The sequence below is a fragment of the Billgrantia zhangzhouensis genome (genome assembly GCF_021404465.1).
GTDB classification, from domain to species: Bacteria; Pseudomonadota; Gammaproteobacteria; order Pseudomonadales; family Halomonadaceae; genus Halomonas; species Halomonas zhangzhouensis.
Genome location: NZ_JABFTT010000017.1, coordinates 48,279 through 71,374, shown reverse-complemented (window position 1 = coordinate 71,374; position 23,096 = coordinate 48,279). Strand labels below are relative to the sequence as shown.

Here is a 23,096-nt window from a genome sequence, read left to right as displayed (position 1 = left end):
GCCCTCCCAGGAGACGATGTGACAACGGGCCACAGCACACTGATCGATGCCATCGATGCCCTGCTGCCACAGACTCAGTGCGGCAAGTGCGGGCACCCCGGCTGCCGACCCTACGCCGAGGCCATTGCCGAGGGCGAACCGATCAATCGCTGCCCTCCTGGTGGCGAGGAGACCATCGCGCGCCTTTCCGAGCTGACCGGAGAACCATCCCTGCCGCTCGAGCAACCGGCCCAGATGCCTTTGGCGGCGATCATACGCGAAGCAGAGTGCATCGGCTGCACCAAATGCATTCAGGCGTGCCCGGTGGATGCCATTCTTGGGGCCAGCAAACGCATGCATACCGTGATCGCCGCCGAGTGCACCGGTTGTGAGCTGTGCGTGGCACCCTGCCCGGTCGACTGCATCGATCTCGTGCCCCACCCCGATTGGCAGGCCGCCACCGATGCAGCCGAACGCCACGCCTATCTGGCACGCCGGGCCCGGCTGGGACGCCGGCGCCACCAGGCGCGCCAACAGCGGCTGGCTCGCTTGGAGCGGGAAAAGCGCCTGGAGCGGCAGCGTCGTCTGATCCGGCAAGGTACGCGCGGCTCGCGTGGCGGTCCTGGCCCGACACCGCCTCAGCGTCAGTGGCACATGGCGGTGAAAGCGGCCGAGCAGGCAGTACGCAGGGCACGCATGCAATTCGAGAGCGCCCAGCGTCGCAATGACCAGGAAGCTTGCCGCCTGGCCGAAGCCCAGTTGGAACGTGCCACCGCCCTGCTCGAAGAAGCCCGTGCCGCCCTGACTTCGAACCCGTCGCCATGACTCGACCGTTGAGCCCAATAGACCCATGAATGCCGAAAAACGCTACGAAATCTTCGCTCGCCTACGCGAGCACAACCCCGAGCCGACGACGGAGCTGGACTGGAACACGCCGTTCGAGCTACTCACCGCCGTACTGCTCTCCGCCCAGGCCACCGATGTCGGCGTCAACAAAGCCACCGCGCGGCTGTTCCCGGTAGCCAACACCCCCCAGGCCATCCTCGACCTAGGCCTCGAGCCTCTCAAGGAGCACATCAAGACCATCGGACTCTACAATACCAAGGCCGAAAACCTGATGAAGACCTGCCGTATGCTGGTCGACCAGCACGGCGGCGAGGTACCGCGCACCCGGGAGGCGCTCGAGGCATTACCGGGGGTCGGGCGCAAGACTGCCAACGTGATTCTCAATACCGCCTTTGGCGAACCCACCATCGCCGTGGACACTCATATCTTTCGCGTCTCCAATCGCACCCGCATGGCTCCCGGCAAGAACGTGAACGAGGTCGAACAGAAACTGCTGCGCCACGTACCCAGGGAATTTCGTCGCGATGCGCACCATTGGCTGATCCTGCACGGGCGCTATACCTGCGTAGCGCGCCGGCCGCGCTGCGGCAGCTGCGTGATAGAGGATCTCTGCGAATACAAGGAGAAGGTGGACCTGGCCTGAGGCAAACGCCTGAGACTAATGATGACTTTGCATGACTCGGCACAGTCAGGGAGGATAACAACACAACAATAACCAGAGCCGTACCATGCCATTGCACGATCATCCCATCGACAAGCGCGTCGACGCCCTGCTCGCGCTGTCGCACGAGCATGCCGAGATCTATTGCAGCCCCTCGGCCTGGCTGGCTCGCGAGCGTTACCTGGCCAACCACCCCACGCGCATCCTGGCCATGAAGTGCATGGACGGCCGCATCCACCTTCCCCATGTCACGCGCACGCCGCTGGGTATCATCACGCCCTTTCGCAACCTGGGCGGCATCTTCCATCTGGGCTGGCCGTACCTCGGCGAGATGCTCACCGACGCCGTCGATGAGGCCATCCATAGCGGCAGCGGCGTACTGCTGATCATCAGTTACCATTTCTCCCGCGGCGATCGGAACCGCGGCTGTGCCGGCTTCGCCTGTGATGTGGCTGCCGCCCTGGCCCACGCTCATGAGATACGCCGTCAGGCCGAGAGTATCTTTGGCCGTGACCACCGCCACGTCTATCCCCTGGTATGCGGCTTCGAGACGGATAGCGACGCGCTCATCGTACACGGTATCGATGACGCCACACTCGACATCGGCACGCTGCAGCCCAGCCAGGAGGGTGAACTCGAGCGCCGTATTGCCAGCCTGTGTCCCGACATGCCAAGCGACATACGCCGTGACCTGCTGCCGCTACTGAAGGGCAACCTGCAGCATGTCGACTCCCTGCGCGGCATCACCCGTGATCTCGATATCGAACACCGCGAATGGGTGATCTGCGTCGGTCGCGGCTTCGATTTTCTGCACCTGCCCAATACCGCGCTGATCGTCGGGCCCTACAGCCCCGACCTGTCCCAGCCCATCAGTACGGCCGCAGCGATCATCGATGCCAATATGAAGGCGGGGCGTGTCCCCGACGACGGCTTCCTCCTGCTTGCCTCGACGCCCTATGAAGCGATCGGCGTCGACCGCGCGCGCGCCGAACTCAAGTCCCGCTTCCTGTCGAAGTTCGCGGCCCAGGTCATCGCTCGCGAACACTCCAGGCTGGTGGCCGGCATGATATCTCGCACAGCTGTCGTCCATTGGCCCAGCCGCAGACTGGAACTTCTCGATCACGTTTGACGGAATGCAACGATGACACTGCTCAAGATCCTACTCCTGCCGCCCACCTTGAACGTGCTGCTGGTGCTCCTGGGGCTGTTGCTGAGCCCAAAGCGCTTTCTCGGCGCCCTGTTGATCATGCTGGGTCTGTTCGGGTTGCTGCTGTTTGCCACGCCAATGGCCAGCCATACCCTGCGCCAGGGGCTGGAGCCCTATACCACTCCGTCCACTGCGCAGTTGGAAAGCGTCGAGGCAATCGTCATTCTCGGCGGCGGACGTGACTACGAGGCCCCCGAATTCGGCTGGGGCGACGCGCCAGCGAATCCCACCTGGCGCCGACTGGCCTACGCGGCCCATCTCCATCGTCAAACCGAACTGCCGCTGCTAGTCAGCGGCGGGCGGGTACATAACGAGGAAAGCGCCGAAGCCAATCTGATGGCCGTCGCCCTGCGCGACGTCTTCGACGTACCGGTACGCTGGCTGGAAGGCGAGAGCCGCAGCACGGCGGAGAACGCTCGTTTCAGTGCCGACATGCTGCGCGCCGAGGATATCGCCCGGGTGGCGCTGGTGTCTCAGGCCTGGCATCTGCCGCGTGCCGTGGCGGAGTTCGAAGCCCAGGGTCTAGCCGTGGTACCCGCCCCGACCGAATTCACCAGCCCGCCGCCCGAAGGGCTCCAGGCCTGGCTACCCCGGGCCTATCACCTTAACCAGAGCACACGCGCCTTGAACGAGTGGCTGGGGCGTGCCGGCCAGTCGCTACGCGGCCTGCTGCCGTAGCACCGTTCGCCCCTTGGCCGCACCAAGGGGCGCTCACCGCCTCATCAATGTCGCCTTATGCTTCGGCGCCCACCTGACGCAGCCACTCCTCAAGGTTGTAGTAGTTGGTCACTCGGGTGATCCGTCCCTCGGCCACTTCGAAGAAGGCACCGCCGGGCAGCACGTAGCGCTGTCCAGTCGCCGGTGGCAATCCCTCATCGGTGGCACGGTACTCGCCGTGTACCGTGTACTCGGCGGCTACCCGGTGACCGTCTGCACTGGGCAGGATCACGATGTCTTCCAGCCGCTCCACATAGCTGCGATCCATGCGCTCCAGGAACTGGCGGAATGCGTCACGTCCCGTTTCGCGTGGCCCCTGGTTCAGGTCATGTGCCACTTCGGCATCGAGACATTCGAGCATGGCGGCCCAGTCGCCACGGTTGAAGGCGTCATAGTATCGCTGGATCAGTCGTCCACTCTCGGACATCGTCGGGCTCTCCTGGAAAATTCAGGCGCCAGTGTAAACGCCCCGGCAACGAGGCATTAGCCGGTGAGAATGGATTTGTTCATTGCCATACAGCAATGACGGCCCAACGGACGCGATCAGAAGCCAACACTCTCCAGCCGGCTGGCAAGCGTCTCCAGGATGGCAATGCCCTGCACGTCGCTCGGCAGTAGCGCCAACCGTGGACGGGGCAAATGGGCGAACTGTTCGTCGATGCGGGCCAGGTACGTGGTCTCCTGCTCGCGTCGGGCACGCAGGAATTCACCGTCGGCATCGTCGGGGAGCACCCGATTGACCAAGGTACCTGCCACCGGAATCTTGACTGCTTCGAGAGCCTGCACGGCACGTGCCGTCTCGAGAATCGGCAGTCGTTCGGGAGCCATCACGAATAGGAAGCCGCTCTCCTGTGCGTTCTCGATGCGTCTCCGGGCACGATGGAACAGACGCCGTCGCTCGAGCAGCGTGCGCGCCACGTCACGCGTGCGCTCGTCGAGGTCGTCCAAGGGGTCTTCCTGGGGGTCGTCGAAGGGTGTGGCCACGTCACGGCCACGCTTGGGCGTCAGATGCGAGAGCACCTTGCCCCACTCCTCGGACTTGCGATTGTGCGCCAGCAGGCCGTCGGTCCAGGCCGCCATGGCTTCGGGCAGGGTCAGCAGACGCAAAGTGTGCCCGGTGGGCGCGGTATCGAAGATCACCAGGTCGTAGGGCGCCGTATCGTCGCTGACGATACGTGAAAGCCGTTCCAGCAGCGCGGCCTCCTGCGCGCCAGGAGACTGCCGCGTCAGGCGCATCTGACGCTCCAGCTCGGCCATCATTTCCGGTGCGGCGTAACGGCGCATCTGTTCGGTCACCCGGGCCAGGTGCGCATCGACCTCGGCGTCCGGGTCGATCTCCATGGCGTCCAGGTTGGGCAGCAGGCGCCGCGGCGCATCGTTCAGTTCGCGGTCGAAGACGTCGCCGAGGCTATGAGCCGGGTCGGTGGAGACGACCAGCACCCGGCGCCCGCGTCGAGCGGCCAGCACCGCCAGCGATGCAGCTACCGTGGTCTTGCCCACGCCGCCTTTTCCACCCACCCAGAGCAGGCGTTTGTCGAGTAACTCTCTCATGTCACATCCTATGAAGCATGGTGGCTTCGCGGCCAATCCGGCGACAGGCCTATGCGGGGGCGCTGTAAACCCTTCCCTGGGCAATACTTCTTCCCCCCTGGAAGAAGCCCCCCGCTGCGGCCTGTCCCCGGCGCCGCTCGCTCGAGGTCCGGACGCTAACAGCACCTGAAATGCTCCAAGGGCGAGCGCTCCATGCCCATGCGCCGATGCCACTCGTGGAAGCGCTCGAGCAACAACGGCTGCAGCTCCAGCGTGTAATAGGCGGCCGGGTTGGGAACGCCCATCATCTCCGAGAATACCAGCAGCATGAACAGGTCGTCCTCGTCGCGCTTGGCGCGGGCGATGGCGCCGCGATAGCGCGCGCTGTAGAACTCTTCGGCGACGAATCGGGCCTGGCTCAGCCAGGCCCGAACCCGCTCGCGACGAGAGTCATGCTCCTTGTCATGATCGTCGCTCATTGCATGCCTCCGGTTCACTCCTGACGGGCCACTTCCGCCCGCGAGCGCTTCAGCGCCGAGGCGCATTCCATGGCCACCAGGATCGCGGCAATCAGCACCACGATGTCCACGAAGAGCAGGAAGTAATTGCCCTCGTTGAAGAAGGTGCGCAACTGGATGAGCAGCGCGGCGATGGTCATCACCAGCAGGAAGCACAGCGGCGCCAGGGTGTACCACATGGGACGGCGCAGGCGTACCAGCATCACCGTGACCACCAGCAGAGTCAGACCCGCCAGCAGTTGGTTGGTGGTGCCGAACAGCGGCCAGATGATCATGCCGCCGGTTCCACCGGCCCCTCCGGCGCCAAAGGCCAACAGCAAGCAGCTGCCCACGGCGAGCAGCGTGGCCGGTACGTTTTTGGTCATCCACTTGAGGTTATAGATCACGCCCCACTCCTGGAAAATGTAGCGCTGCAGGCGCAGGCCGGTATCCATGGTGGTACCGGCAAACAGCGCCGCCATCACGGTCAGTAGTGTCGCTGCGGTCACCTCGGGCAGGCCCAGGCCGTTGTGAATCATGTAGGCGCCGCCTTCGACGAAGGCGTTGACACCCCCGGCCCCGAAGGCCGTATAAACCGCCTGCCAGTCGGCGAAGGTAGCGAAACCGGCCGTGGCAGCCAAGATAGCCGCCAGTGCCAGCATGCCCTCGCCCACGGCGCCGAAATAGCCGACGAAACGCGCGTCGGTTTCGCGGTTGAGCTGCTTGGAGGTGGTGCCGGAGGAAACCAGACCGTGGAAGCCGGAAATGGCACCGCAAGCGATGGTGACGAACAGCAGCGGCAGCATTGATGGCGTGCCTGCCGGCAGGTCGCCATTGATCATCGGCGCCACTACGCTAGGGTTGAGCAGCAGAATGGCGCCGTAGAGTACGATCAGGCCGATGAACAGCTGCAGACCATTGATATAGTCACGCGGCTGCAGCAGCACCCATACCGGCAGCATCGAGGCGATGGCGGCATAGCCGAACAGGATCAGAATCCACACCGCATTACCGGAAAGTCCCCCTACCTCGGCCGGCATCTGGATGGGTACCGAGGGGCCGATGAAGATCAGCACGTACAGGGCGATGACGCCGAGAATCGATACCACCGGCAGGCTTAGAATGCGGCGATAAATCAGTTGGCCGATGATCAGCGCGACCAGAATGGCCCCCCATACCGGTACCACGGCGCTGGAGAAGTTCATCATCAACCCGGCGATGACCACGGCGAACACGGCGTTGACCATCAGCAGCACCAGGAAGATGACGATCATGAAGATGCTGCGGGCCCGGGCGCCGACCACGTCGCCGGTCAGCGCACCGACGGACTTGGCCTTGTTGCGCACGCTGGCCCAGATGGCACCGGAATCATGCACGCCGGCGAAGAACACGGTTCCCAGAACTACCCACAGGAAGGCCGGCAGCCAACCCCAGATGACCGCGATGGCCGGCCCGACGATGGGGGCAGCCCCTGCCACTGAGGTGAAATGGTGGCCCCAGAGGATATAGCGATTAGTCGGCACGAAGTCGACCCCATCCTCGTACTCATGGGCTGGCGTTCTGAAATCGGGATCGAGACGATAGATCTTGGTGGCTATGAAACGGGAATAGAGAAAGTACCCCGCTGCCATACCCCCAAGACCAAGAATCAGCAAGATGATGGCACTCATTCTGGTCAGCTCCTGTTTGAGGATTATCTTTTATCTTTCTTGCCGGCTCGCCTGTTACGCGACGCGCCAGGTCCGGCAGTACGCCTGACTCTGCCAAGGAAGTCTGCCAGGGAAAGAATGCGCAGAGCGAGACCCTAAGTCCAATTCGCGGCCTTCTCGCGTCAACGATTTACAGCTAAAGTCGTATGGCTCCTTCCAACCGATCAAAAGTCTTACAGCACCGACAGAACGCGCACGTTACGCTGCCGGAAGGAAGTCCGCCCGTGGAAAGACGAGACGCTCATGCAAGAGACACTGCTCCAACTCGCCATGGCCGGCGCCTTTGGCGCCTTCATTGGCATGCTTTTTCGTGTGACCCGCCAGCCAGGCCAGGCACGTGCCTTCCTGTTCACGCTGGTGGGGCTTGCCGCCGGCGTAACCGCCTACTTGATCTATTACGTCCTGATCCGCACCACCGGCGCACCAGCCTGGCTGTTACCGGTGCTGGTGCTGCTGCAGGTGTGGCTATGGCTCGGCCCGCTGGGACCCAAACGCTGGCGACTCGAGAAGGGCAGCGACGAACCGCGCTAGCCCATGCGCTGACGGCCGTCTCTTCTGCCAAGGTCGTCTTTGCCGCTCCCCACACGCGCACTAGGCTAATGATCAATAACATACAAGACTCTCGAGGAGTGATGCATGGCCAAGGTGCTAGTGGTGGACGATGAGCCCAATATCGTCCTTTCGCTGGAGTTCCTGATGCAGCAGGCCGGTTTCGAGGTGGCAACGGCCGAGGATGGCGAAGGCGCCCTGGCCGAGGTCGAGCAATCGCCGCCCGATCTGATCCTGCTCGACATCAGCCTCCCCGGCCTGAGCGGCTTCGACGTGCTGGAGCAACTGCGCCACGACCCCCGGCATGCCAGGCTCCCCATCATCATGCTCACCGCCCATGGGCGCGAAGTCGAACGGGAGAAGGGGCTGGCACTGGGTGCCGACGACTACGTGACCAAGCCCTTCTCGACCCAGGCCCTGGTCGAGAAGGTGAAAGCCCTGCTCGCTGAGGACGCCTGATGTTCGGGCGCAAGCTACCCAAGCGCCAGCGCCTGATCGGCCTGTGGCTACTGCTCAGCGGTATCAGCCTGTTGGGAGGCGCCATCTTTGCGGCCTGGCTGGACAGCTTGTTCCAGCCCCAAGGCTTCGCTCGCCTGGTCCTGTGGCTGGGCTGTTTTTCCGGCGGCGGCACCATCTTCCTGGTCGGCCTGCTGCTCGAACGCATGCTTTTCACTCCACTGCGCCATCTTCAGGTGCAGCTCGCACGACTGGTCGCCAATCCCGACGCCCGTGACGACTATCCGCCCGAAGGCTGGCTGCGCGGCCTTGGCCCCGACCTGGTGCGGGTGCGCGAGGCCTGGCGCAGCGATCGCGCGCGCCTGGCCACGGCGCATGCCGAAGGGGCACGCAGTGCGGCGCGCATACGCCAGGAACTCGAAACGCTGCTGCAGGTGCTCGACATACCACTGCTGCTCTGCGATTACCACCGCCGCCTGCTGCTATTCAACCAGGCCGCCGAGAATCTGTTCGCAAATCACCCGGGGCTTGGGCTAGGCAAGCGTCTGGATGCCTTGCTGCCAATCTCAAGCCTGCAGGACTCCCTGGGCCAACTGCCCGACGACGGCTCCCCTCGCGAGCTGTTGGTGCCCTGCAATGAGCGCTGGCTGCACGTAATCTTGCGCCGGGTACCTCAAAGCAATGGGGAAACGCTGCTGACACTGACCGATGCCACTTCCGTATGGAACAGCGAGATGGGGGCTCGTGCCAACCTCGCCGACCGAGTCGCCCCGCTGCGCCGGCACGGCGCTAGCCTGGCCAGCGCCGCCGAAGCGCTGGGCAGCGCACGCCATACCCGGCATATCGACGACACCTTGCGTCGACGCCTGGAAGCGGTCATCGATGAGGAAAGCCGCGCATTGGGCAACGAGATCGAAGACCTCGGGCGTCTGATCGAGGACATGCAGCAGCAAGGCGAGCGGCTGGTGCCACTGTGGTCCAACGACCTCTGGCAATCGCTCAATGAGCGACTGGGCGACAGGCCCCTCGAGGTTCTGCCCATCGGTATGCCGGCTTGGTTCAAGGGCGATGCTCCCGCCCTGCTGGTGATGCTCGAGGCACTGCTGGAGCGCCTGAGCGAGCATACCGGCACCACGCATTTCGAGGGCGAGATCCTGCTCGGCAATCGCCGTGTCTATCTCGACCTGATCTGGCCCGGCAGTCCATTACCGCAACGCACACTGGCCACATGGTGCGAACAGAATCTCGCCGCATTGCCGCTTTCCCCCCGGATCGGCGACCTGCTGCGCCAGCACGCCAGCGATGCCTGGAGTCTGGCTGACGACGATGGTCGGCACGCCCGCCTGCGCCTGCCGCTGCCCGCCGTGGACCGCGTCGGCGCCCCGCCCAGCCAGTTGCCGCCGCGCCCTGAGTTCCATGATTTCGGCATCGCCGATCTGCCGCCGCCCGATGCCGAGCTGGCCCGCTGCCCACTGCGTGCCTTGGAGATCGTCGCCTTCGATACCGAGACTACCGGCTTGGAGCTGCGGCGCGGCGACACGGTGATCAGCATCGGCGCATGCCGAATCGTCAATTCACGCCTGCTGGCCAGCGACATCTTCGACGCACGGATCGACCCCGGCAAAACGATCCCTCCCACCAGCTCGGCGATTCATGGTATCACCGACGACGATGTCGCCGGCGCCCCGCCATTGCCGGTCATTCTGCCGCGTTTTCGCGACTACATCGGCGATGCCGTGATACTGGCCCACAATGCGGCATTCGACCTGCTGGCCCTGCAGACTCCCAGCACCGGCGTCATCCTCGAGATGCCGGTGCTGGACACGCTGTTGATCTCACGTGCCTTGGACGAAAGCTTGGATGGCCATGATCTGGACACTCTCGCCGAACGCTACGACCTGAGCTTTCCGCCCGGCACCCGCCACACCGCCCTGGGAGACGCGCGCATGACGGCCGAGCTGTGGCTGGCACTGTTACCGCGACTGGAGGCACGCGGCATCGAGACCCTGGAGCAAACGCTGGCGCTGCAGGCCACCGCATTCGACCGGGAGGACGCGTGCACATGAGCGCCTCCGGCCCCCAGGCACGGCTGGTCGCATTGATCGGCCTGGCCACGCTGCTCTTCTCACCGCCCCTGGTACTGATCTTCGACCGGCCTTCCACCGCCGGGCTGTCATGGCTGCCGCTCTATCTGTTCGTGGCCTGGCTACTGGTCATTGGCCTGGCCGCCTGGCTGATGGAGCATCGTCGGGAGGATAGCTGACGCGATGAGGACCGACCCGGTCGTACTGACGGTCGCCTTCGGCTACCTGGCGCTGCTGTTCGTGATAGCCGCCTGGGGTGACCGACGCGCCGAACAGGGCCGCTCGGTAATTGGTTCGCCCACCGTTTATGCCCTCTCCATTGCGGTCTACTGTACCGCCTGGACCTTCTACGGCAGCGTGGGTCGTGCGGCGGAGTTCGGCCCCAGTTTCCTGCTGATCTACCTGGGTCCGACGCTGGCGATGCTGATGGCGCCGCTGCTGATTCGCAAGATGGTGCGTATCGCCAGTACCCAGCGCATTACCTCCATTGCCGACTTCATCAGCGCCCGCTACGGCAAGAGTTCCAGTCTCGGTGCGCTGGTGGCGCTCATCGCCCTGATCGGTGTCACGCCCTATATCGCCTTGCAGCTCAAGGCGATTACCCTGAGCCATGCGGTGCTGGTCAACTACCCGGAGGCCGCCGAGTTTCGCCTGGTCGAGGAGAGCTTCTGGGTCGACAAGTCATTCTGGGTCGCACTGGTGCTGGCGGTCTTCATCATCCTGTTCGGCACCCGGCACCTGGACGCCAGCGAGCGCCACGAAGGCATGGTGGCGGCCATTGCCTTCGAATCTCTGGTCAAGCTGGTGGCCTTCCTCACCGTCGGCATATTCGTCGTATTCGTGCTCTTCAACGGCCCCTTCGACCTGTTCCGTCAGGTTGCCGACAGCCCTCATATCAGCGGAGCGCTAGGGCTCGAGGCGGTACCCGGCGGCGCCATCGGCTGGGCCGGCACCCTGGTGCTCGCCTTTCTCGCCTTCCTGACACTGCCGCGCCAGTTCCAGGTGCTGGTGGTGGAGAACGTCGACGAGCGCCACCTGGCGCGTGCCAGTTGGCTGTTTCCCCTTTACCTTGTAGCGATCAACCTGTTCGTGATTCCCATCGCCATGGCCGGCCTGCTGCTACCGGCGGGCAACAGCGACCCCGACAGTTTCGTCCTGACCCTGCCGCTATCGGCCGGTATCGAGGGCATTCCGCTGTTGGTGTTCATCGGCGGGCTCTCGGCGGCCACCGGCATGGTGATAGTCGAAACCATCGCGCTCTCCACCATGGTAAGTAACCAGCTGATCATGCCGCTATTGCTGCGCTCCAAACGGCTCCACCTAAGCTCCCAGGGCGAGCTGGCCGGCTGGCTGCTGGGCATCCGCCGTGTGGCAATCGTGCTGATCTTGCTGCTGGGCTATCTCTACCATGCCTTGATCGGCGACTCCTACAGCCTGGTGACCATCGGGCTGGTGTCGTTCGTCGGCACGGCCCAGTTTGCCCCGGCCATGCTGATCGGCATGTACTGGCGCGGCGCAACCCGATCCGGTGCCAGCCTGGGGCTGCTGGCAGGCTTCATTACCTGGATCTATACCCTGCTGCTGCCAGGCTTCGCTCAGTCGGGCTGGCTCGATGCCACCTTCCTGGTGCAGGGTCCCTTTGGCCTGGAGTGGCTGCGCCCCTATGCCCTGTTCGGCCTCGAGGGCTTCGATATCTATAGCCATGCCCTGCTATGGAGCCTGCTGGTAAACATTGGCCTGCTGGTCGGCATTTCACTGTTCACCCGCCAGAGCCCGGTGGAGCAGACCCAGGCGGCACTGTTCACCGAAGCCATGAATCCCGGACTGCAGCACACTTCGCTTTGGCGTGGCCAAACCACCCGCGGCGAACTCAAGAGCCTGCTGAACCGCTACCTGGGCGCCAGCGCCACGGCTCGCATCCTGGCCGACCCACAGGGCACCCAGGCTGACGATGCGCCCGCACCACCAACCCTGATCGCACGTGCTGAACAAGCCTTGTCGGGTGCGCTGGGCAGCGCGTCGGCGCGGGTGCTGATCAATTCCGTCGTACGTGGCGAGGCACTTGACCTGGAATCGATTCTCAGCATCCTCGATACCACCTCGCAGACGCTGGAATACAACCGGCGCCTCGAGCAGAAATCCAACGAGCTGGCCAAGATCGGCGAGGAACTGCGTGCCGCCAACGAGCGGCTGCGCGAACTCGACCGGCTCAAGGACGAATTCGTCGCCATGGTCAGCCACGAGCTGCGCACACCGCTCACCTCGATTCGCGCCTTCGCCGAGATCCTGCGCGACGGCAAGGACCTGCCGGAAGAGAAACGCATCCACTTCCTCGAGGTGGTGGTACTGGAGAGCCAACGGCTCTCGCGTCTGATAGAGGAAATCCTCGACTTGGCACGCCTGGAGAGCGGCCGTCTGACCCTGACACCGCAGCGGCTCGACCTGGTGGCACTGGTACGCCACAGCGTGGACGCGGTGCATCGGCTGCAGGAGGATCGCGGCGTAGAACTGAAGGTCGACCTGGAACTCGACCAAGCTCCGGTGATCGGCGATTCCGACCGCCTGGAGCAGGTGATCATCAATCTGCTCGACAATGCCGGCAAGTTCGCCGCCGACGAGAATCCGCGGGTAAGGCTCCACCTGTCCCGCCATCAGCAGAACTTCCGCTTGAGCGTGGAAGACAACGGCCCAGGCATCGTTCAGGAGGAGCGCGAGAGAGTGTTCGAGAAATTCCATCAGATCAAGCGCTACGGCGGCGCCAGCGGCAAGGCCCGCGGCCGCCCCCGCGGCAGCGGCCTGGGTCTGCCAATCAGCCGTGGGATCGTCACTCATCTGGGCGGCCGGCTCTGGGTCGATGATGCCCCGACGCTGAACGGTGCCTGCCTAATAATGGAGCTGCCTGAGGCACCGACAGCATAAACGGTCACACGCCCAGGGCATGACGCAGCCCAGCCTCTTCTCGCCGACGAGCGAAGAAGCAGAGTGAATTACGCACTTTTTGCCAAACTTAAGAAAAGAAAGATATTGCCAAGAATGGAAGAAACAAGCTAGGTTGTCATGCATGGAGCTGCCCGATCCATGCACCTGGACGGCAAGCCGGCGAAAGGAGTAGCAGGGGAGCATAAGGGGCAGCCAGCATGACACCAGCATCAAAGGGGGTAGGCAACCTCTTACTGGCAGTACAGCCGATCTTCGACCGTCAGGAAACCACTCATGGGGTCGAGTTGCTCTACCGCAATGACGCTGGCGAAAGCGCACTCGATGTCGGTGAGGATGTCGCCACCTCGGAGCTGATCTACCATCTCAACACTGCCATCATCGACAGGACCGAACTGCTTCGAGTACCGGCGTTTATCAATGTCTCCACCGAGTTCCTGCTCGCCCAGCCCTTTCTTCCGTTGCCACCCGACCGGGTCGTCATCGAGCTTGTCGAGCGCATCACCCCCACCCCGAGAGTGGTCGACGCCGTGCGCCGCCTGCATGATCAGGGATTTCGCTTCGCCCTGGACGACTTTGCCTTTACACCCGACTGGGATCCGCTACTCTCACTGGCCTCATACATCAAGGTTGACATCACCTCATTGTCCCTCGCGACAGTCAAGCAGCACCGCACTCGCCTCGCCCATCTGGACGTGCAGTGGATCGCCGAGCGTGTGGAGACGCGTAACGAGCATGACGCCTGTCTGGCGCTGGGGTTCGACCTCTTTCAGGGCTACTTCTACGCTCACCCCGCCCCGGTCTATGGCAAGAAGGTCCCACCGGCGACACTCCAAGCCACGCAAATACTCAATCAACTCACCCGACCCGAGCCCGATATTGCTGAGATCTCCTCCCTTATCGGATCCGACCCACAACTTACCATCAAGCTGACACGCATCGCCCATAGCGCCTTTTATCCCTGCTATCGCGCCATCGTCTCGATCCAGGGCATCGTCATCCGTCTGGGCTTCCGTCAACTCTTCAGTTGGGTGACGCTATTTGGCCTGCTCGACCATACCTATTCCCCATACGCCTCGCTGGCACTGACACGCGCCAAGGCCTGCGAGCATCTCGCATATCAGGAGCAATTGGACGGCCAAACCGCCTATTTCATTGGTCTGCTCTCTACGGTCGACCTGCTGACCGGCATCCCCAGCGATGAGTTCTTCGCCGACCTGCAGATCGATACCACGATCCGCAAGGCAGTATTGCTGCACCAAGGGAGCTATGGAAGCCTTCTGAACCGCATAGAGGAAGCCGAGCGTCGCCATGCCCAGCGGCAGCCGGTCCGCAACACCGAGGAAGAGAAGCTGTCAGAACTGTATTACCAAGCGCAGCATGCCGCACTCGAACTGCTGGCCACGCTCACGCAGGAAACCGTTACCGAGTAAGTAAACCACGAAAGTCGCCCCCCGAGCCGCAGGATGGACAACGTCCATTTAATTGTTACCAATCACCGCAATACTGCACCCCAAATGGTATTGACCAAGCGGTGCCTACCTTTTTCCCCTGTCAGCGGAAGGCGGCCAGTGCTATGACATTATTCATGGTAGCCTCATCCATAGCATCGCCATGACGCAGATAGTACTCGTAAATTAGCCGGATCACCTTGGCCTCGGCCTCGGGCCGTAGCTTGATATCCTTGGCCTTGAACAAGGCACAAGTCTTAGCGATGACCTCCTCTAGAGTGTCGAAGTCGTGGGCAATGCCACTACCAACGGCAGGCTCCCTATACTGCGGGTCGGCCAGTTCCTCGAGCAGCATTTGTCCTTCACCGGTAAGAAGCCAATGGCCACTCACTCCCACGGCCTTGGCGATTGAGGCGAGCGCCGCCCCTTTGGGCTCACTCCGCCCGCTGAAATAATTCTCGAGCGTCCGTCTAGCCACCCCGGACTTATCTGCCAGGGCATTGCCACTCCCTGCGATACGCGCACAAGCACGTAGCCTATCGCTTAGTGTGCTGCCTAGCTCTGCTGCACCTGAAGGGGCGTCGTGCGTAACACTTTTCTTTTTCACGTGTCGCATTTCCAGTAAGCCGCTGATAATTATATAGAAGCGATGCCACTTCGATAGATACGCACTTATTTCCAACACAGTTGCAAAAAGGCTTGCACAGATTGGCATTAATGGGCTAACATCTGTGACACTAACCCATTTATCTGGCAGAGATGGGTATGTTGACGTAGCCATGGCGTTCGGTACCGCCACCCAAGCCCTGCTGCTTGTCGATAAAGTGGCGTCGCAACTCGGCACCTTACCGCTCCGATGGCAAGGACTGTCGATAGATGGCATAGACCGACAGGATAACATTGCCCGCACCTCCCGCAATGTTGGCAAAACAGCAGTGGCAACCTTCGCCTCTTTGGGCGACCGACCCTGGACGACGATGCTCCGATGCTGAAAGGCACCCCGCCTGCTCATGGATTCGCCCGGCGCACTCATGAGCCGATCGTCCGCTTACTTAATCCAAGCCAGCTTACTTGATCCAAGTTAAAGTATTTTCAAAGCGCTGCCGATAACGGAAAAATAAGAGTCCGAGGGTCAAGGCATGACACAGGGACCGGATAATAATCTCTTACTGGCTTCGCAGCCGATTTTCGATCGCGCGGACAATGTGCGTGGAGTCGAGTTGCTCTATCGCAACGACCAGGGCCTGAGCGCCCTGGATGTCGGTGAAGACCACGCTACAGCGGAAGTGGTTTACCAGTTGTGTACGGCCATATCGCAAAAGACCCTTCATTACCGGGCGCCGGCCTTCCTCAACGTATCCGCCGATCTGTTAATGGCACGCCATTTTCTGCCGGTATCCCCGGCGCATGTGGTGATCGAGCTGGTCGAGCGGATAACGCCCACACCCGCCTTGGTCGAGGCCGTCAGCCGCCTGCACCAGCAGGGCTTTCGCTTTGCATTGGACGATTTCGCCTTTGCCCCGGAGTGGGACCCCCTGCTTCCCTTCGCCTCCTATATCAAGATCGACATTCAAGTGTCGTCCCTGGCGGAAGCACGGGCGTACCGCGAGCGTTTCGCACATCTTGAGGCAACGTGGATAGCCGAGCGGATCGAAACCCGAGAAGAGCGCGACGCCTACCTCGAACTTGGATTCGAACTCTTCCAAGGGTACTTCTACGCGCGGCCGGCGCCAGTGTATGGCAAAAAAATCCCTCCCGCGACGCTACAGGCAACTCACCTCCTCAAGGAGCTTTGTCGATCCGAACCGGACATCGGCGAAGTCATCCGATTGATTCAGGCTGATCCTGAGTTGGCCATCAAGCTGATCCGCATCGTCAATAGCGCCTACTATCATCCGCTCATGCCCATCGGCTCGATCCAGGACGCAGTGACTCACCTTGGCTTCCGGCAGCTTTCCAGTTGGGTGACGCTCTTCGGGTTGCTCGGCAACGCACCATCCGCATACGCGGAGTTGGCGCTGACCCGCGCCAAGGCCTGCGAACTCTTGGCCCAGCGGGACCAATTGAATAGCCAGGATGCCTATTTCATCGGTTTGCTATCGACGGCCGAGCTGCTCTTGGGCATCCCACGCGAAGAGTTTCTCAGCTGTCTGGAACTCGAGCCGGCCACCAGCGATGCCATACTGCGCCGGGAAGGAGTTTACGGAAATGTGCTGCAATGCATCGAAGGGACGGAGCGGCAGTTCGCCATGCGCCAGATGGCGCCATACGATGGCAATTCCTGCCTGTTCGATATTTATCAACAGGCTCACCATCAGGCCAATGAACTCCTGACCGCCCTCACGTCCACGTCATAGGAGTGACAGCAGGGACATGCGTAGCGCTCAAGACTGGAATTACCTGCCAGCACTCCCCTGTGCCAGCCTGACCAGGCTTCGAATCGCCTGCATGTCGTACCGTAGCAACAATCGGTGGTCATCCTCGAGCCTGACGACATCGATCCATCCATCGGCGGCTCCCCCCGCCTTCAGGTTGATCAACTGCTCCATCAGCAACCGCTCCTGAAGACGGTCCAGCGCGGCGATACCCGACCTCGCCTGGCGCGCCGTGAGCGCTTCCTTGAGTACCAGCGCCGATAATCTCCGGCGCGTATCGGGCACCCTGACACCATGACGCAACGACAACAGACGTACCGCATTGACCAACGGCAGTAGTCCTTGTCGCTTGAGATTGAGAGCGTTCTCGTGAGGCGCCCCCTCGCCGTCTCCGGACAGCCGGCCGAAACGGTCCAGCGCCACGGGTAGCTCATCGAGCAGTTGCGCCATCTCATCGAGGAACAGACCGGCCCGAGGCATGAGTTGGGCGACATGTTCCGCCAGCGCGCCGGCCAGATTGGCATCGCCGAATACTGGATGAAAGTCGAGCAGGATATTGCTCTGCTGGACACGCTTGACGCGACGCTCCTGGGTCCACAGCGTGAGCTGGTCACACCACTCGGAGAGGCGCTTGCGCCACATTGGCCAGCGCGCCATGACATGGCCGTTGCACAGCGGGATGCCAGCCTCGTCGAGGCGTGCAGTGAAACGCTCCCCCAGGGCCTGAAAGAAACCGTCGATCTCTGAGTGACGAGCGTCTGGGTAATCAGCCACGATCATGGCGTTGTCCTGATCGGGGGCAAGCAGGCTCTCGTGACGGCCGGCAGAGCCCAGCGTGAGCACACAGAACGTCACCGGCGGACTACCCCACCCTTGGCCCTGCATCTCGTCCAGCGAGAGCTGTATGGCACGACGATAGAGCAGGTCGTTGTGATCGCTGATCAACTGACTGATGCGCCAGGCAGGCAGGTCGAGCCGCTGCAGCGCTTCGACCAGGCGTAGTTGCCAGGCATGGGCGGTAGGCAGATCGGGGCTTGGTCCCAACTCGTCCAGCGCGGCGCACAGAGGGGCCAGCAGAGCCACCGGCTCCGGCTCGCCATCGCCTACGAACAGCTCCCGCCAGGGTGAAGCCCGATGCAGCACACGCATGTCGTCTCCCGTTGCCCGACCCCATCAAGCGAGTGTAACGAGAGAAGGCCCGCGAGGCACTTGGGCCAAGGGATGAAGTCGCCTCGCGGCCAAATCCGCTTCAGCGCGATTCGAACATGTCGTCGCCGATCTGATCGATGTAACGCTGTGCCTTACTCACCATCAACTGGTCGCAGGCTTCGCGCCCCGGAACCAGGTCGGAACGCTCGAAGCGATGCTCTCGCACCTCACCATTCTCGCCCGGCTTGCGAATCCAACCGCTGACGCGAAATTGCCCGCTCTGCTCAGCCGGCTCCGAGACGATCTGATAGCCGTTGTACTCGACCGGCTCGGCGGCCTTGGCATTCTCCGGCTTGGCTTCGCCGCTTCCGAACAACCCGCTCAACAGTTTCTTCAGCATTGTTCTCTCCCCTATGGCTTTTCCCTACGAATTCTTCCCTACGAGCTCTTTCAATGCGAACCCACCAAACGAGAGCGCCGGCCACTGGCCGGCGCATTCAAAGCAGATCGACAGGCAATCAGCCTTGCTGGCGGCCCTTTCCGGCCGCAATACGTAACCGCAAGGCGTTGAGCTTGATAAAGCCTTCGGCATCCTTCTGATCGTAGGCGCCGGCATCGTCCTCGAAGGTAGCGATGGATTCGTCGAACAGCGACTGTTCCGACTTACGGCCCACCACGGTGGCGCTGCCCTTGTAGAGCTTCATGCGCACCACGCCGGAAACGTTCTTCTGAGTCTCGTCGATGGCGGCCTGCAGCATGCGACGCTCCGGGCTCCACCAGTAGCCGTTGTAGATCACCTTGGCGTACTTGGGCATCAGCTCGTCCTTGAGGTGCGCTTCCTCGCGGTCGAGGGTAATCGATTCGATGGCGCGATGGGCGCGCAGCATGATGGTCCCCCCCGGGGTCTCGTAGCAGCCGCGGGACTTCATGCCGACGTAGCGGTTCTCGACGATGTCGAGACGGCCGATGCCGTTGTCGCCGCCCAGCTTGTTGAGGGTTTCGAGCACTTCGTGGGGCTTCATCGGCTTGCCGTCGATGGCGACGATGTCGCCTCGCTCATAGGTCAGCTCGACGTAGGTGGGCTTGTCGGGAGCGGCTTCCGGCGACACGCTCCAGCGCCACATGTCCTCCTCGGCCTCGGCCCAGGGATCCTCGAGAATGCCGCCCTCGTAGGAGATGTGCAGCAGGTTGGCATCCATGGAGTACGGCGACTTCTTCTTGCTCTTGGAGAAATCGACGGGAATGTCGTGCTGCTCGCAGTAGGCCATCAGCTTCTCGCGGGAAGTGAGATCCCACTCGCGCCAGGGGGCGATCACCTTCACGCCGGGCTTCAGCGCGTAGGCCCCCATCTCGAAGCGCACCTGATCGTTGCCTTTGCCGGTGGCGCCGTGGGAAATGGCGTCGGCACCGGTTTCGTTGGCAATCTCGATCAAGCGCTTGGCGATCAGCGGGCGCGCAATGGAGGTGCCCAGCAGGTATTCGCCTTCGTAAATGGTGTTGGCACGGAACATCGGATAGACGTAGTCGCGTACGAATTCCTCGCGCAGGTCCTCGATATAAATCTCCTTCACGCCCAAGGCCTGAGCCTTGGCACGTGCGGGTTCGACTTCCTCGCCCTGACCGATGTCGGCGGTGAAGGTCACGACCTCGCAGTTGTAGGTTTCCTGCAACCACTTGACGATGACGGACGTGTCCAGGCCGCCGGAATAGGCAAGCACGACCTTCTTGACATCGGACATTCGGGGGCTCCTTTCAGATAAGCGTCACAAGGCGTCCAGTATAGCGTGGCTGCCGCCCGGCGAATACCGGCGGCGGGACGTATCGCCTCCGAGCTGATAGACTTTTTGCTCATGACTGCCGGCCGGACAGGGAACTCCTGCCGGCAGCAAGCCGATGCCGAAACGGCAGACGAGCAACAACGACTGACGACGACAGAGAGAGGCGCGTGACGCGTAATGAGGAGAGGCGCATGAGCGAGGCGACTCGCGAGCTGATGGCACAGAGGTTTCGCAGTTTCCTGCCGGTGGTGGTCGATCTGGAAACCGGGGGGTTCAATCCGGAGCGCGATGCCATTCTCGAAATCGCCGCCGTGACGCTGACCATGGACCCCGATGGCAACCTGATGCCGGACGCGACCTACGCCTACCATGTGCAGCCTTTTTCCGGGGCCAACGTGGAGCAGTCGGCACTGGACTTCACCGGCATCAAGCTCGACGACCCTCTGCGCCAGCAGGTGGCGCTCTCCGAAGCCGAAGCCCTTGGTGAGATCTTTCGCCCGGTTCGCAAGGCGATCAAGTCTCACGGCTGTACCCGCGCCGTGCTGGTCGGCCACAATGCTGCCTTCGACCACGGTTTCCTCAACGCCGCGGTCACCCGCTGCGGCATCAAACGCAATCCTTTCCACCCCTTTTCCAGCTTCGATACCGCCAGCTTGTCGGGTCTGGCCTACGGCCAGACGGTACTCGCCCGCGCGTGCCGCGCCGCGGGCATTCCCTTCGACAACCATGAAGCGCATTCGGCACGCTACGATACCGAACGCACCGCGGAATTGTTCTGCGCCATCGTCAACCGCTACAAGGATCTCGGCGGCTGGACGCTGGCGCAACGGGAACAGGGCCTGGAGGACCTGTAAAGCCCAGCGATGAGGCTTAATGGCGGGTGCCGGTATCCTGCTCCCAGCCGGCGGGCATGTCGAGGTCATCTTCGCCTGGCGTGCCGCCAACCCCCGGCTTGTCGATGATCTGCACGGTGCTGGCGTGCAGCCCCTCCTCGCCTTCATCGGGTTCGAAGCGCACCCGGGCACCTACGGTCAGGCGCTTGAAATCATCGTGCAGCACCGAGTTCCTGTGGAAGTAGAATTCCTCACCGCTGAGGCTCTTGAGAAAACCGTAGCCATCTTTCTCGAATAGGCGAACCACCGTCGCCACTGGAGGTATCGGCTCATCGTTATGCTGCTTGACCTTACCAACGCGCTTCGCCGTCTGTTTCTTGAGCTGCTTTTCCATGGCTTCGAAGGCGTTACGAATGATGGGGCGCAGTTGGACCTGTGGGTCGGTGACCTTGTCGCTCTTCTCGGCGACGAGTTCTCCCTTGGCCGGCAGGGACACCTCGACCAGGGCGCGATACGGATTCCCCGTCTTATGGGGGTTCTGGGTCTGTTCGATAGTGACGCGGCATGACACGATATCCTTGCTGAAGTGCTCCAGCTTGGCCACGCGCGACCTGACGTACTCATCGATCCAGTCGGAACGTGAAACGTGCTGGTAGGTGATTTCCAATGGTGTCTGCATCTTGCCTCCCTGGCGTTGCATGCCTGAATCCATTTCGCCACTCAGCTGTCAGCGTGGCCATGCCGGCAGGGGATTTCAAACCCGTTGCTTCGTCATTTGGTTTCCTAACGTATCAAGCTCGTGGACGCAGCCCGGAAACGACAAGGCCCGCGAGCCGAAGCTTGCGGGCCTTGTCGGGGCATGCCGTATCGAGGTGGAATCAGGCTTCGCCTCCCTCCTCCTTGGCCTTGGTACGTGCCGCCGCGTCCTTGATCAGCTTCTCCAGCTCGCCGCTCTGGTACATCTCTACGACGATGTCGCAGCCACCCACCAGCTCGCCTTCCACCCATAGCTGGGGAAATGTCGGCCAGTTAGCGTACTTGGGCAGCTCGGCACGGATGTCCGGGTTGTCAAGCACGTTGACGAAGGCGAAGCGCTCGCCACACGACATCAGGGCCTGCACGGTCTGGGCGGAAAAGCCGCACTGGGGCAGTTGGGGAGTGCCCTTCATGTAGATCAGGATGGGATTCTCGCTGATCTGGCGCTGAATGTTCTCGAGGGTAGTGCTCATGTGCGCTCCAGGTTGGATCGTGGACGCCGAGGGTGCCGGTAATATCCGAGTACCGCGCTCGGCCTTTTGCTCTTGGTCCCATTCTACTGATGACGGGCGAATTGCGCATCCCCCGCCGGCTGGATAGGATGGTGGTTTTTCGCGCGGAGAGATCGCCATGGCGACACGCCATTTCCTGACCTTGCTGGACCTGAGTCCCGAAGAGCTGCATTACCTGATCCAGCGCGCCATCACGATCAAGAACCGCCTGCGTGCCCAAGGACCAACCTACGCGCCGTTCACCAACCGCACGCTGGCCATGATCTTCGAGAAATCGTCGACACGAACACGGGTCTCGTTCGAAACGGCAATGGCTCATTTCGGCGGCCACGCCCTGTTCCTCTCGCCGCGAGACACTCAGCTTGGCCGGGGCGAACCGATCGAGGATACCGCAAGGGTCCTGGCGGAGATGGTCGATATCGTGATGATCCGCACCTTCTCTCATGCCGGCCTCGAGGCGTACGCCGCTGCCAGTTCAGTGCCGGTGATCAATGCCCTCTCCGACGATTATCACCCCTGCCAGTTGCTGGCCGACGTGATGACCTGGACCGAGCTGCGTGGCAGCGTGCGCGGGCGCACGGCGGTATGGATCGGCGATGGCAACAACATGTGCCACTCCTGGATCAACGCCGCACGCCAGTTCGACTTCCAACTGCGCGTATGCTGCCCCAAAGGCTACGAGCCGCGCCAGGACATCCTCGAGGCCGCTGGCGACCGGGTCACCCTACTGCACGACCCCGCCGAAGCCGTAGCCGGCGCCGATCTGGTGACCACCGATGTATGGGCCTCGATGGGCCAGGAGGAGGAACAGGCCAAGCGCGAGGCCGATTTCGCCGGCTTCCAGGTCAGCGAGGCGCTGCTCGACAAGGCCAAACCGGACGTGCTGTTCCTGCACTGCCTGCCGGCCCACCGCGGAGAGGAGATCAGCGAGACCCTGCTCGACGACCCGCGCGCCGTGGTGTGGCAGGAAGCCGGCAATCGACTGCATGCGCAGAAGGCACTGATCGAGTTCCTGCTGCTGGGTCGCGTCGACCACTGAGCTTTCGCCGCATCGTCGTGCCCTGTCCCCG

The 23,096-nt window shown here is 62.3% G+C and carries 23 protein-coding genes; 13 read left to right on the top strand and 10 right to left on the bottom strand.

Annotation, left to right across the window (positions count from 1 at the left end):
• The first annotated feature begins 18 nt into the window (after positions 1–18).
• The 4 genes from HOP51_RS19025 (at position 19) to HOP51_RS19010 (ending at position 3,371) form a co-directional block, all read left to right on the top strand.
• Positions 19–804 carry an RnfABCDGE type electron transport complex subunit B gene (locus HOP51_RS19025; RefSeq protein WP_234275455.1) on the top strand — a complete coding sequence of 262 codons (786 nt, stop codon included), beginning with the start codon at positions 19–21 and terminating at the stop codon, positions 802–804.
• A gap of 25 nt (positions 805–829) precedes the next feature.
• The gene (nth, locus tag HOP51_RS19020) at positions 830–1,468 is read left to right on the top strand and encodes an endonuclease III (protein ID WP_234275454.1); all 639 of its coding nucleotides are present in this window, start codon (positions 830–832) and stop codon (positions 1,466–1,468) included.
• An 85-nt stretch (positions 1,469–1,553) separates the two neighbouring features.
• Positions 1,554–2,615: a carboxysome shell carbonic anhydrase gene (locus HOP51_RS19015; RefSeq protein WP_234275453.1), complete on the top strand. Its 1,062-nt coding sequence runs from the start codon at positions 1,554–1,556 to the stop codon at positions 2,613–2,615.
• 12 nt (positions 2,616–2,627) lie between these two features.
• Positions 2,628–3,371 carry a YdcF family protein gene (locus HOP51_RS19010; protein ID WP_234275452.1) on the top strand — a complete coding sequence of 248 codons (744 nt, stop codon included), beginning with the start codon at positions 2,628–2,630 and terminating at the stop codon, positions 3,369–3,371.
• Positions 3,372–3,426: 55 nt separating this feature from the next.
• Here the strand turns inward: HOP51_RS19010 and HOP51_RS19005 are convergent, their stop codons facing one another.
• From HOP51_RS19005 to HOP51_RS18990, 4 genes are all read right to left on the bottom strand, one after another.
• A complete protein-coding gene (locus HOP51_RS19005; protein WP_234275451.1) occupies positions 3,427–3,837 on the bottom strand; it encodes a ketosteroid isomerase-related protein in 411 nt (136 codons plus the stop codon).
• Positions 3,838–3,953: 116 nt separating this feature from the next.
• A complete protein-coding gene (locus tag HOP51_RS19000) occupies positions 3,954–4,961 on the bottom strand; it encodes an ArsA family ATPase (protein WP_234275450.1) in 1,008 nt (335 codons plus the stop codon).
• A gap of 155 nt (positions 4,962–5,116) precedes the next feature.
• Entirely contained in the window at positions 5,117–5,419 is a 303-nt protein-coding gene (locus HOP51_RS18995) for a cory-CC-star protein (RefSeq protein WP_234275449.1), read from the bottom strand.
• A gap of 14 nt (positions 5,420–5,433) precedes the next feature.
• Positions 5,434–7,107, bottom strand: a complete 1,674-nt coding sequence (locus tag HOP51_RS18990; protein ID WP_234275448.1) for a carbon starvation CstA family protein — start codon at positions 7,105–7,107, stop codon at positions 5,434–5,436.
• 282 nt (positions 7,108–7,389) lie between these two features.
• Here HOP51_RS18990 and HOP51_RS18985 point away from each other — a divergent pair, with 282 nt between their 5' ends.
• From HOP51_RS18985 to HOP51_RS18960, 6 genes are all read left to right on the top strand, one after another.
• On the top strand, positions 7,390–7,677 hold the full coding sequence (locus HOP51_RS18985; RefSeq protein WP_234275447.1) for a hypothetical protein: 288 nt from the start codon (positions 7,390–7,392) through the stop codon (positions 7,675–7,677).
• A gap of 105 nt (positions 7,678–7,782) precedes the next feature.
• The gene (locus HOP51_RS18980) at positions 7,783–8,154 is read left to right on the top strand and encodes a response regulator transcription factor (protein ID WP_234275446.1); all 372 of its coding nucleotides are present in this window, start codon (positions 7,783–7,785) and stop codon (positions 8,152–8,154) included.
• Positions 8,154–10,217 carry a 3'-5' exonuclease gene (locus HOP51_RS18975; protein ID WP_234275445.1) on the top strand — a complete coding sequence of 688 codons (2,064 nt, stop codon included), beginning with the start codon at positions 8,154–8,156 and terminating at the stop codon, positions 10,215–10,217. The genes HOP51_RS18980 and HOP51_RS18975 overlap by 1 nt, the downstream gene beginning before the upstream one ends.
• Positions 10,214–10,414, top strand: a complete 201-nt coding sequence (locus HOP51_RS18970) for a hypothetical protein (RefSeq protein ID WP_201296890.1) — start codon at positions 10,214–10,216, stop codon at positions 10,412–10,414. Before HOP51_RS18975 ends, HOP51_RS18970 begins: the two co-directional genes overlap by 4 nt.
• A 4-nt stretch (positions 10,415–10,418) precedes the next feature.
• Positions 10,419–13,154: a sensor histidine kinase gene (locus HOP51_RS18965; protein ID WP_234275444.1), complete on the top strand. Its 2,736-nt coding sequence runs from the start codon at positions 10,419–10,421 to the stop codon at positions 13,152–13,154.
• A 218-nt stretch (positions 13,155–13,372) separates the two neighbouring features.
• A complete protein-coding gene (locus tag HOP51_RS18960; protein ID WP_234275443.1) occupies positions 13,373–14,605 on the top strand; it encodes an EAL and HDOD domain-containing protein in 1,233 nt (410 codons plus the stop codon).
• Positions 14,606–14,726: 121 nt separating this feature from the next.
• Here HOP51_RS18960 and HOP51_RS18955 read toward each other — a convergent pair whose 3' ends face one another.
• A complete protein-coding gene (locus HOP51_RS18955; RefSeq protein WP_234275442.1) occupies positions 14,727–15,230 on the bottom strand; it encodes a helix-turn-helix domain-containing protein in 504 nt (167 codons plus the stop codon).
• Positions 15,231–15,762: 532 nt separating this feature from the next.
• On the opposite strand from HOP51_RS18955, the gene HOP51_RS18950 reads away from it, so the two are divergent.
• Complete coding sequence (locus HOP51_RS18950) at positions 15,763–16,980, top strand: EAL and HDOD domain-containing protein (protein WP_234275441.1); 1,218 nt, start codon at positions 15,763–15,765, stop codon at positions 16,978–16,980.
• Between the two features lie 39 nt (positions 16,981–17,019).
• Here HOP51_RS18950 and HOP51_RS18945 read toward each other — a convergent pair whose 3' ends face one another.
• The 3 genes from HOP51_RS18945 to HOP51_RS18935 all read right to left on the bottom strand — a co-directional run bounded on the left by HOP51_RS18945 (position 17,020) and on the right by HOP51_RS18935 (position 19,886).
• Positions 17,020–18,147, bottom strand: coding sequence for a DUF294 nucleotidyltransferase-like domain-containing protein (locus HOP51_RS18945; RefSeq protein ID WP_234275440.1), 1,128 nt, complete (start codon positions 18,145–18,147; stop codon positions 17,020–17,022).
• A 100-nt stretch (positions 18,148–18,247) separates the two neighbouring features.
• On the bottom strand, positions 18,248–18,547 hold the full coding sequence (locus tag HOP51_RS18940; protein WP_234275439.1) for an HlyU family transcriptional regulator: 300 nt from the start codon (positions 18,545–18,547) through the stop codon (positions 18,248–18,250).
• Positions 18,548–18,665: 118 nt separating this feature from the next.
• The gene (locus HOP51_RS18935) at positions 18,666–19,886 is read right to left on the bottom strand and encodes an argininosuccinate synthase (protein ID WP_234275438.1); all 1,221 of its coding nucleotides are present in this window, start codon (positions 19,884–19,886) and stop codon (positions 18,666–18,668) included.
• Between the two features lie 230 nt (positions 19,887–20,116).
• Between HOP51_RS18935 and rnt the strand changes: the two genes are divergently transcribed.
• Positions 20,117–20,779 (top strand): ribonuclease T, encoded by a 663-nt coding sequence (gene rnt / locus HOP51_RS18930; protein ID WP_234275437.1) that lies wholly within the window; start codon positions 20,117–20,119, stop codon positions 20,777–20,779.
• A 16-nt stretch (positions 20,780–20,795) separates the two neighbouring features.
• Here the strand turns inward: rnt and HOP51_RS18925 are convergent, their stop codons facing one another.
• Together HOP51_RS18925 and HOP51_RS18920 are read right to left on the bottom strand one after the other, a co-directional pair.
• The gene (locus HOP51_RS18925) at positions 20,796–21,458 is read right to left on the bottom strand and encodes an HPF/RaiA family ribosome-associated protein (RefSeq protein WP_234275436.1); all 663 of its coding nucleotides are present in this window, start codon (positions 21,456–21,458) and stop codon (positions 20,796–20,798) included.
• A gap of 178 nt (positions 21,459–21,636) precedes the next feature.
• Entirely contained in the window at positions 21,637–21,987 is a 351-nt protein-coding gene (locus tag HOP51_RS18920; RefSeq protein WP_159552531.1) for a Grx4 family monothiol glutaredoxin, read from the bottom strand.
• A 157-nt stretch (positions 21,988–22,144) separates the two neighbouring features.
• Here HOP51_RS18920 and argF point away from each other — a divergent pair, with 157 nt between their 5' ends.
• Positions 22,145–23,065 (top strand): ornithine carbamoyltransferase, encoded by a 921-nt coding sequence (argF, locus tag HOP51_RS18915; RefSeq protein ID WP_159552533.1) that lies wholly within the window; start codon positions 22,145–22,147, stop codon positions 23,063–23,065.
• The last annotated feature ends 31 nt before the right edge of the window (positions 23,066–23,096 follow it).

Excerpts from the sequence above, each read along its gene's own strand:
- HOP51_RS18965 (WP_234275444.1), top strand. The coding sequence starts at position 10,419 with ATGAGGACCGACCCGGTCGTACTGACGGTCGCCTTCGGCTACCTGGCG.
- HOP51_RS19005 (WP_234275451.1), bottom strand. The coding sequence starts at position 3,837 with ATGTCCGAGAGTGGACGACTGATCCAGCGATACTATGACGCCTTCAAC.
- HOP51_RS18925 (WP_234275436.1), bottom strand. The coding sequence starts at position 21,458 with ATGCAACGCCAGGGAGGCAAGATGCAGACACCATTGGAAATCACCTAC.
- nth (WP_234275454.1), top strand. The coding sequence starts at position 830 with ATGAATGCCGAAAAACGCTACGAAATCTTCGCTCGCCTACGCGAGCAC.
- HOP51_RS18980 (WP_234275446.1), top strand. The coding sequence starts at position 7,783 with ATGGCCAAGGTGCTAGTGGTGGACGATGAGCCCAATATCGTCCTTTCG.
- HOP51_RS18950 (WP_234275441.1), top strand. The coding sequence starts at position 15,763 with ATGACACAGGGACCGGATAATAATCTCTTACTGGCTTCGCAGCCGATT.
- HOP51_RS18940 (WP_234275439.1), bottom strand. The coding sequence starts at position 18,547 with ATGCTGAAGAAACTGTTGAGCGGGTTGTTCGGAAGCGGCGAAGCCAAG.
- HOP51_RS18960 (WP_234275443.1), top strand. The coding sequence starts at position 13,373 with ATGACACCAGCATCAAAGGGGGTAGGCAACCTCTTACTGGCAGTACAG.
- HOP51_RS18970 (WP_201296890.1), top strand. The coding sequence starts at position 10,214 with ATGAGCGCCTCCGGCCCCCAGGCACGGCTGGTCGCATTGATCGGCCTG.
- HOP51_RS18935 (WP_234275438.1), bottom strand. The coding sequence starts at position 19,886 with ATGTCCGATGTCAAGAAGGTCGTGCTTGCCTATTCCGGCGGCCTGGAC.
- HOP51_RS18985 (WP_234275447.1), top strand. The coding sequence starts at position 7,390 with ATGCAAGAGACACTGCTCCAACTCGCCATGGCCGGCGCCTTTGGCGCC.
- argF (WP_159552533.1), top strand. The coding sequence starts at position 22,145 with ATGGCGACACGCCATTTCCTGACCTTGCTGGACCTGAGTCCCGAAGAG.
- HOP51_RS18920 (WP_159552531.1), bottom strand. The coding sequence starts at position 21,987 with ATGAGCACTACCCTCGAGAACATTCAGCGCCAGATCAGCGAGAATCCC.
- HOP51_RS18990 (WP_234275448.1), bottom strand. The coding sequence starts at position 7,107 with ATGAGTGCCATCATCTTGCTGATTCTTGGTCTTGGGGGTATGGCAGCG.
- rnt (WP_234275437.1), top strand. The coding sequence starts at position 20,117 with ATGAGCGAGGCGACTCGCGAGCTGATGGCACAGAGGTTTCGCAGTTTC.
- HOP51_RS18975 (WP_234275445.1), top strand. The coding sequence starts at position 8,154 with ATGTTCGGGCGCAAGCTACCCAAGCGCCAGCGCCTGATCGGCCTGTGG.
- HOP51_RS18995 (WP_234275449.1), bottom strand. The coding sequence starts at position 5,419 with ATGAGCGACGATCATGACAAGGAGCATGACTCTCGTCGCGAGCGGGTT.
- HOP51_RS18945 (WP_234275440.1), bottom strand. The coding sequence starts at position 18,147 with ATGCGTGTGCTGCATCGGGCTTCACCCTGGCGGGAGCTGTTCGTAGGC.
- HOP51_RS19015 (WP_234275453.1), top strand. The coding sequence starts at position 1,554 with ATGCCATTGCACGATCATCCCATCGACAAGCGCGTCGACGCCCTGCTC.
- HOP51_RS19000 (WP_234275450.1), bottom strand. The coding sequence starts at position 4,961 with ATGAGAGAGTTACTCGACAAACGCCTGCTCTGGGTGGGTGGAAAAGGC.
- HOP51_RS19010 (WP_234275452.1), top strand. The coding sequence starts at position 2,628 with ATGACACTGCTCAAGATCCTACTCCTGCCGCCCACCTTGAACGTGCTG.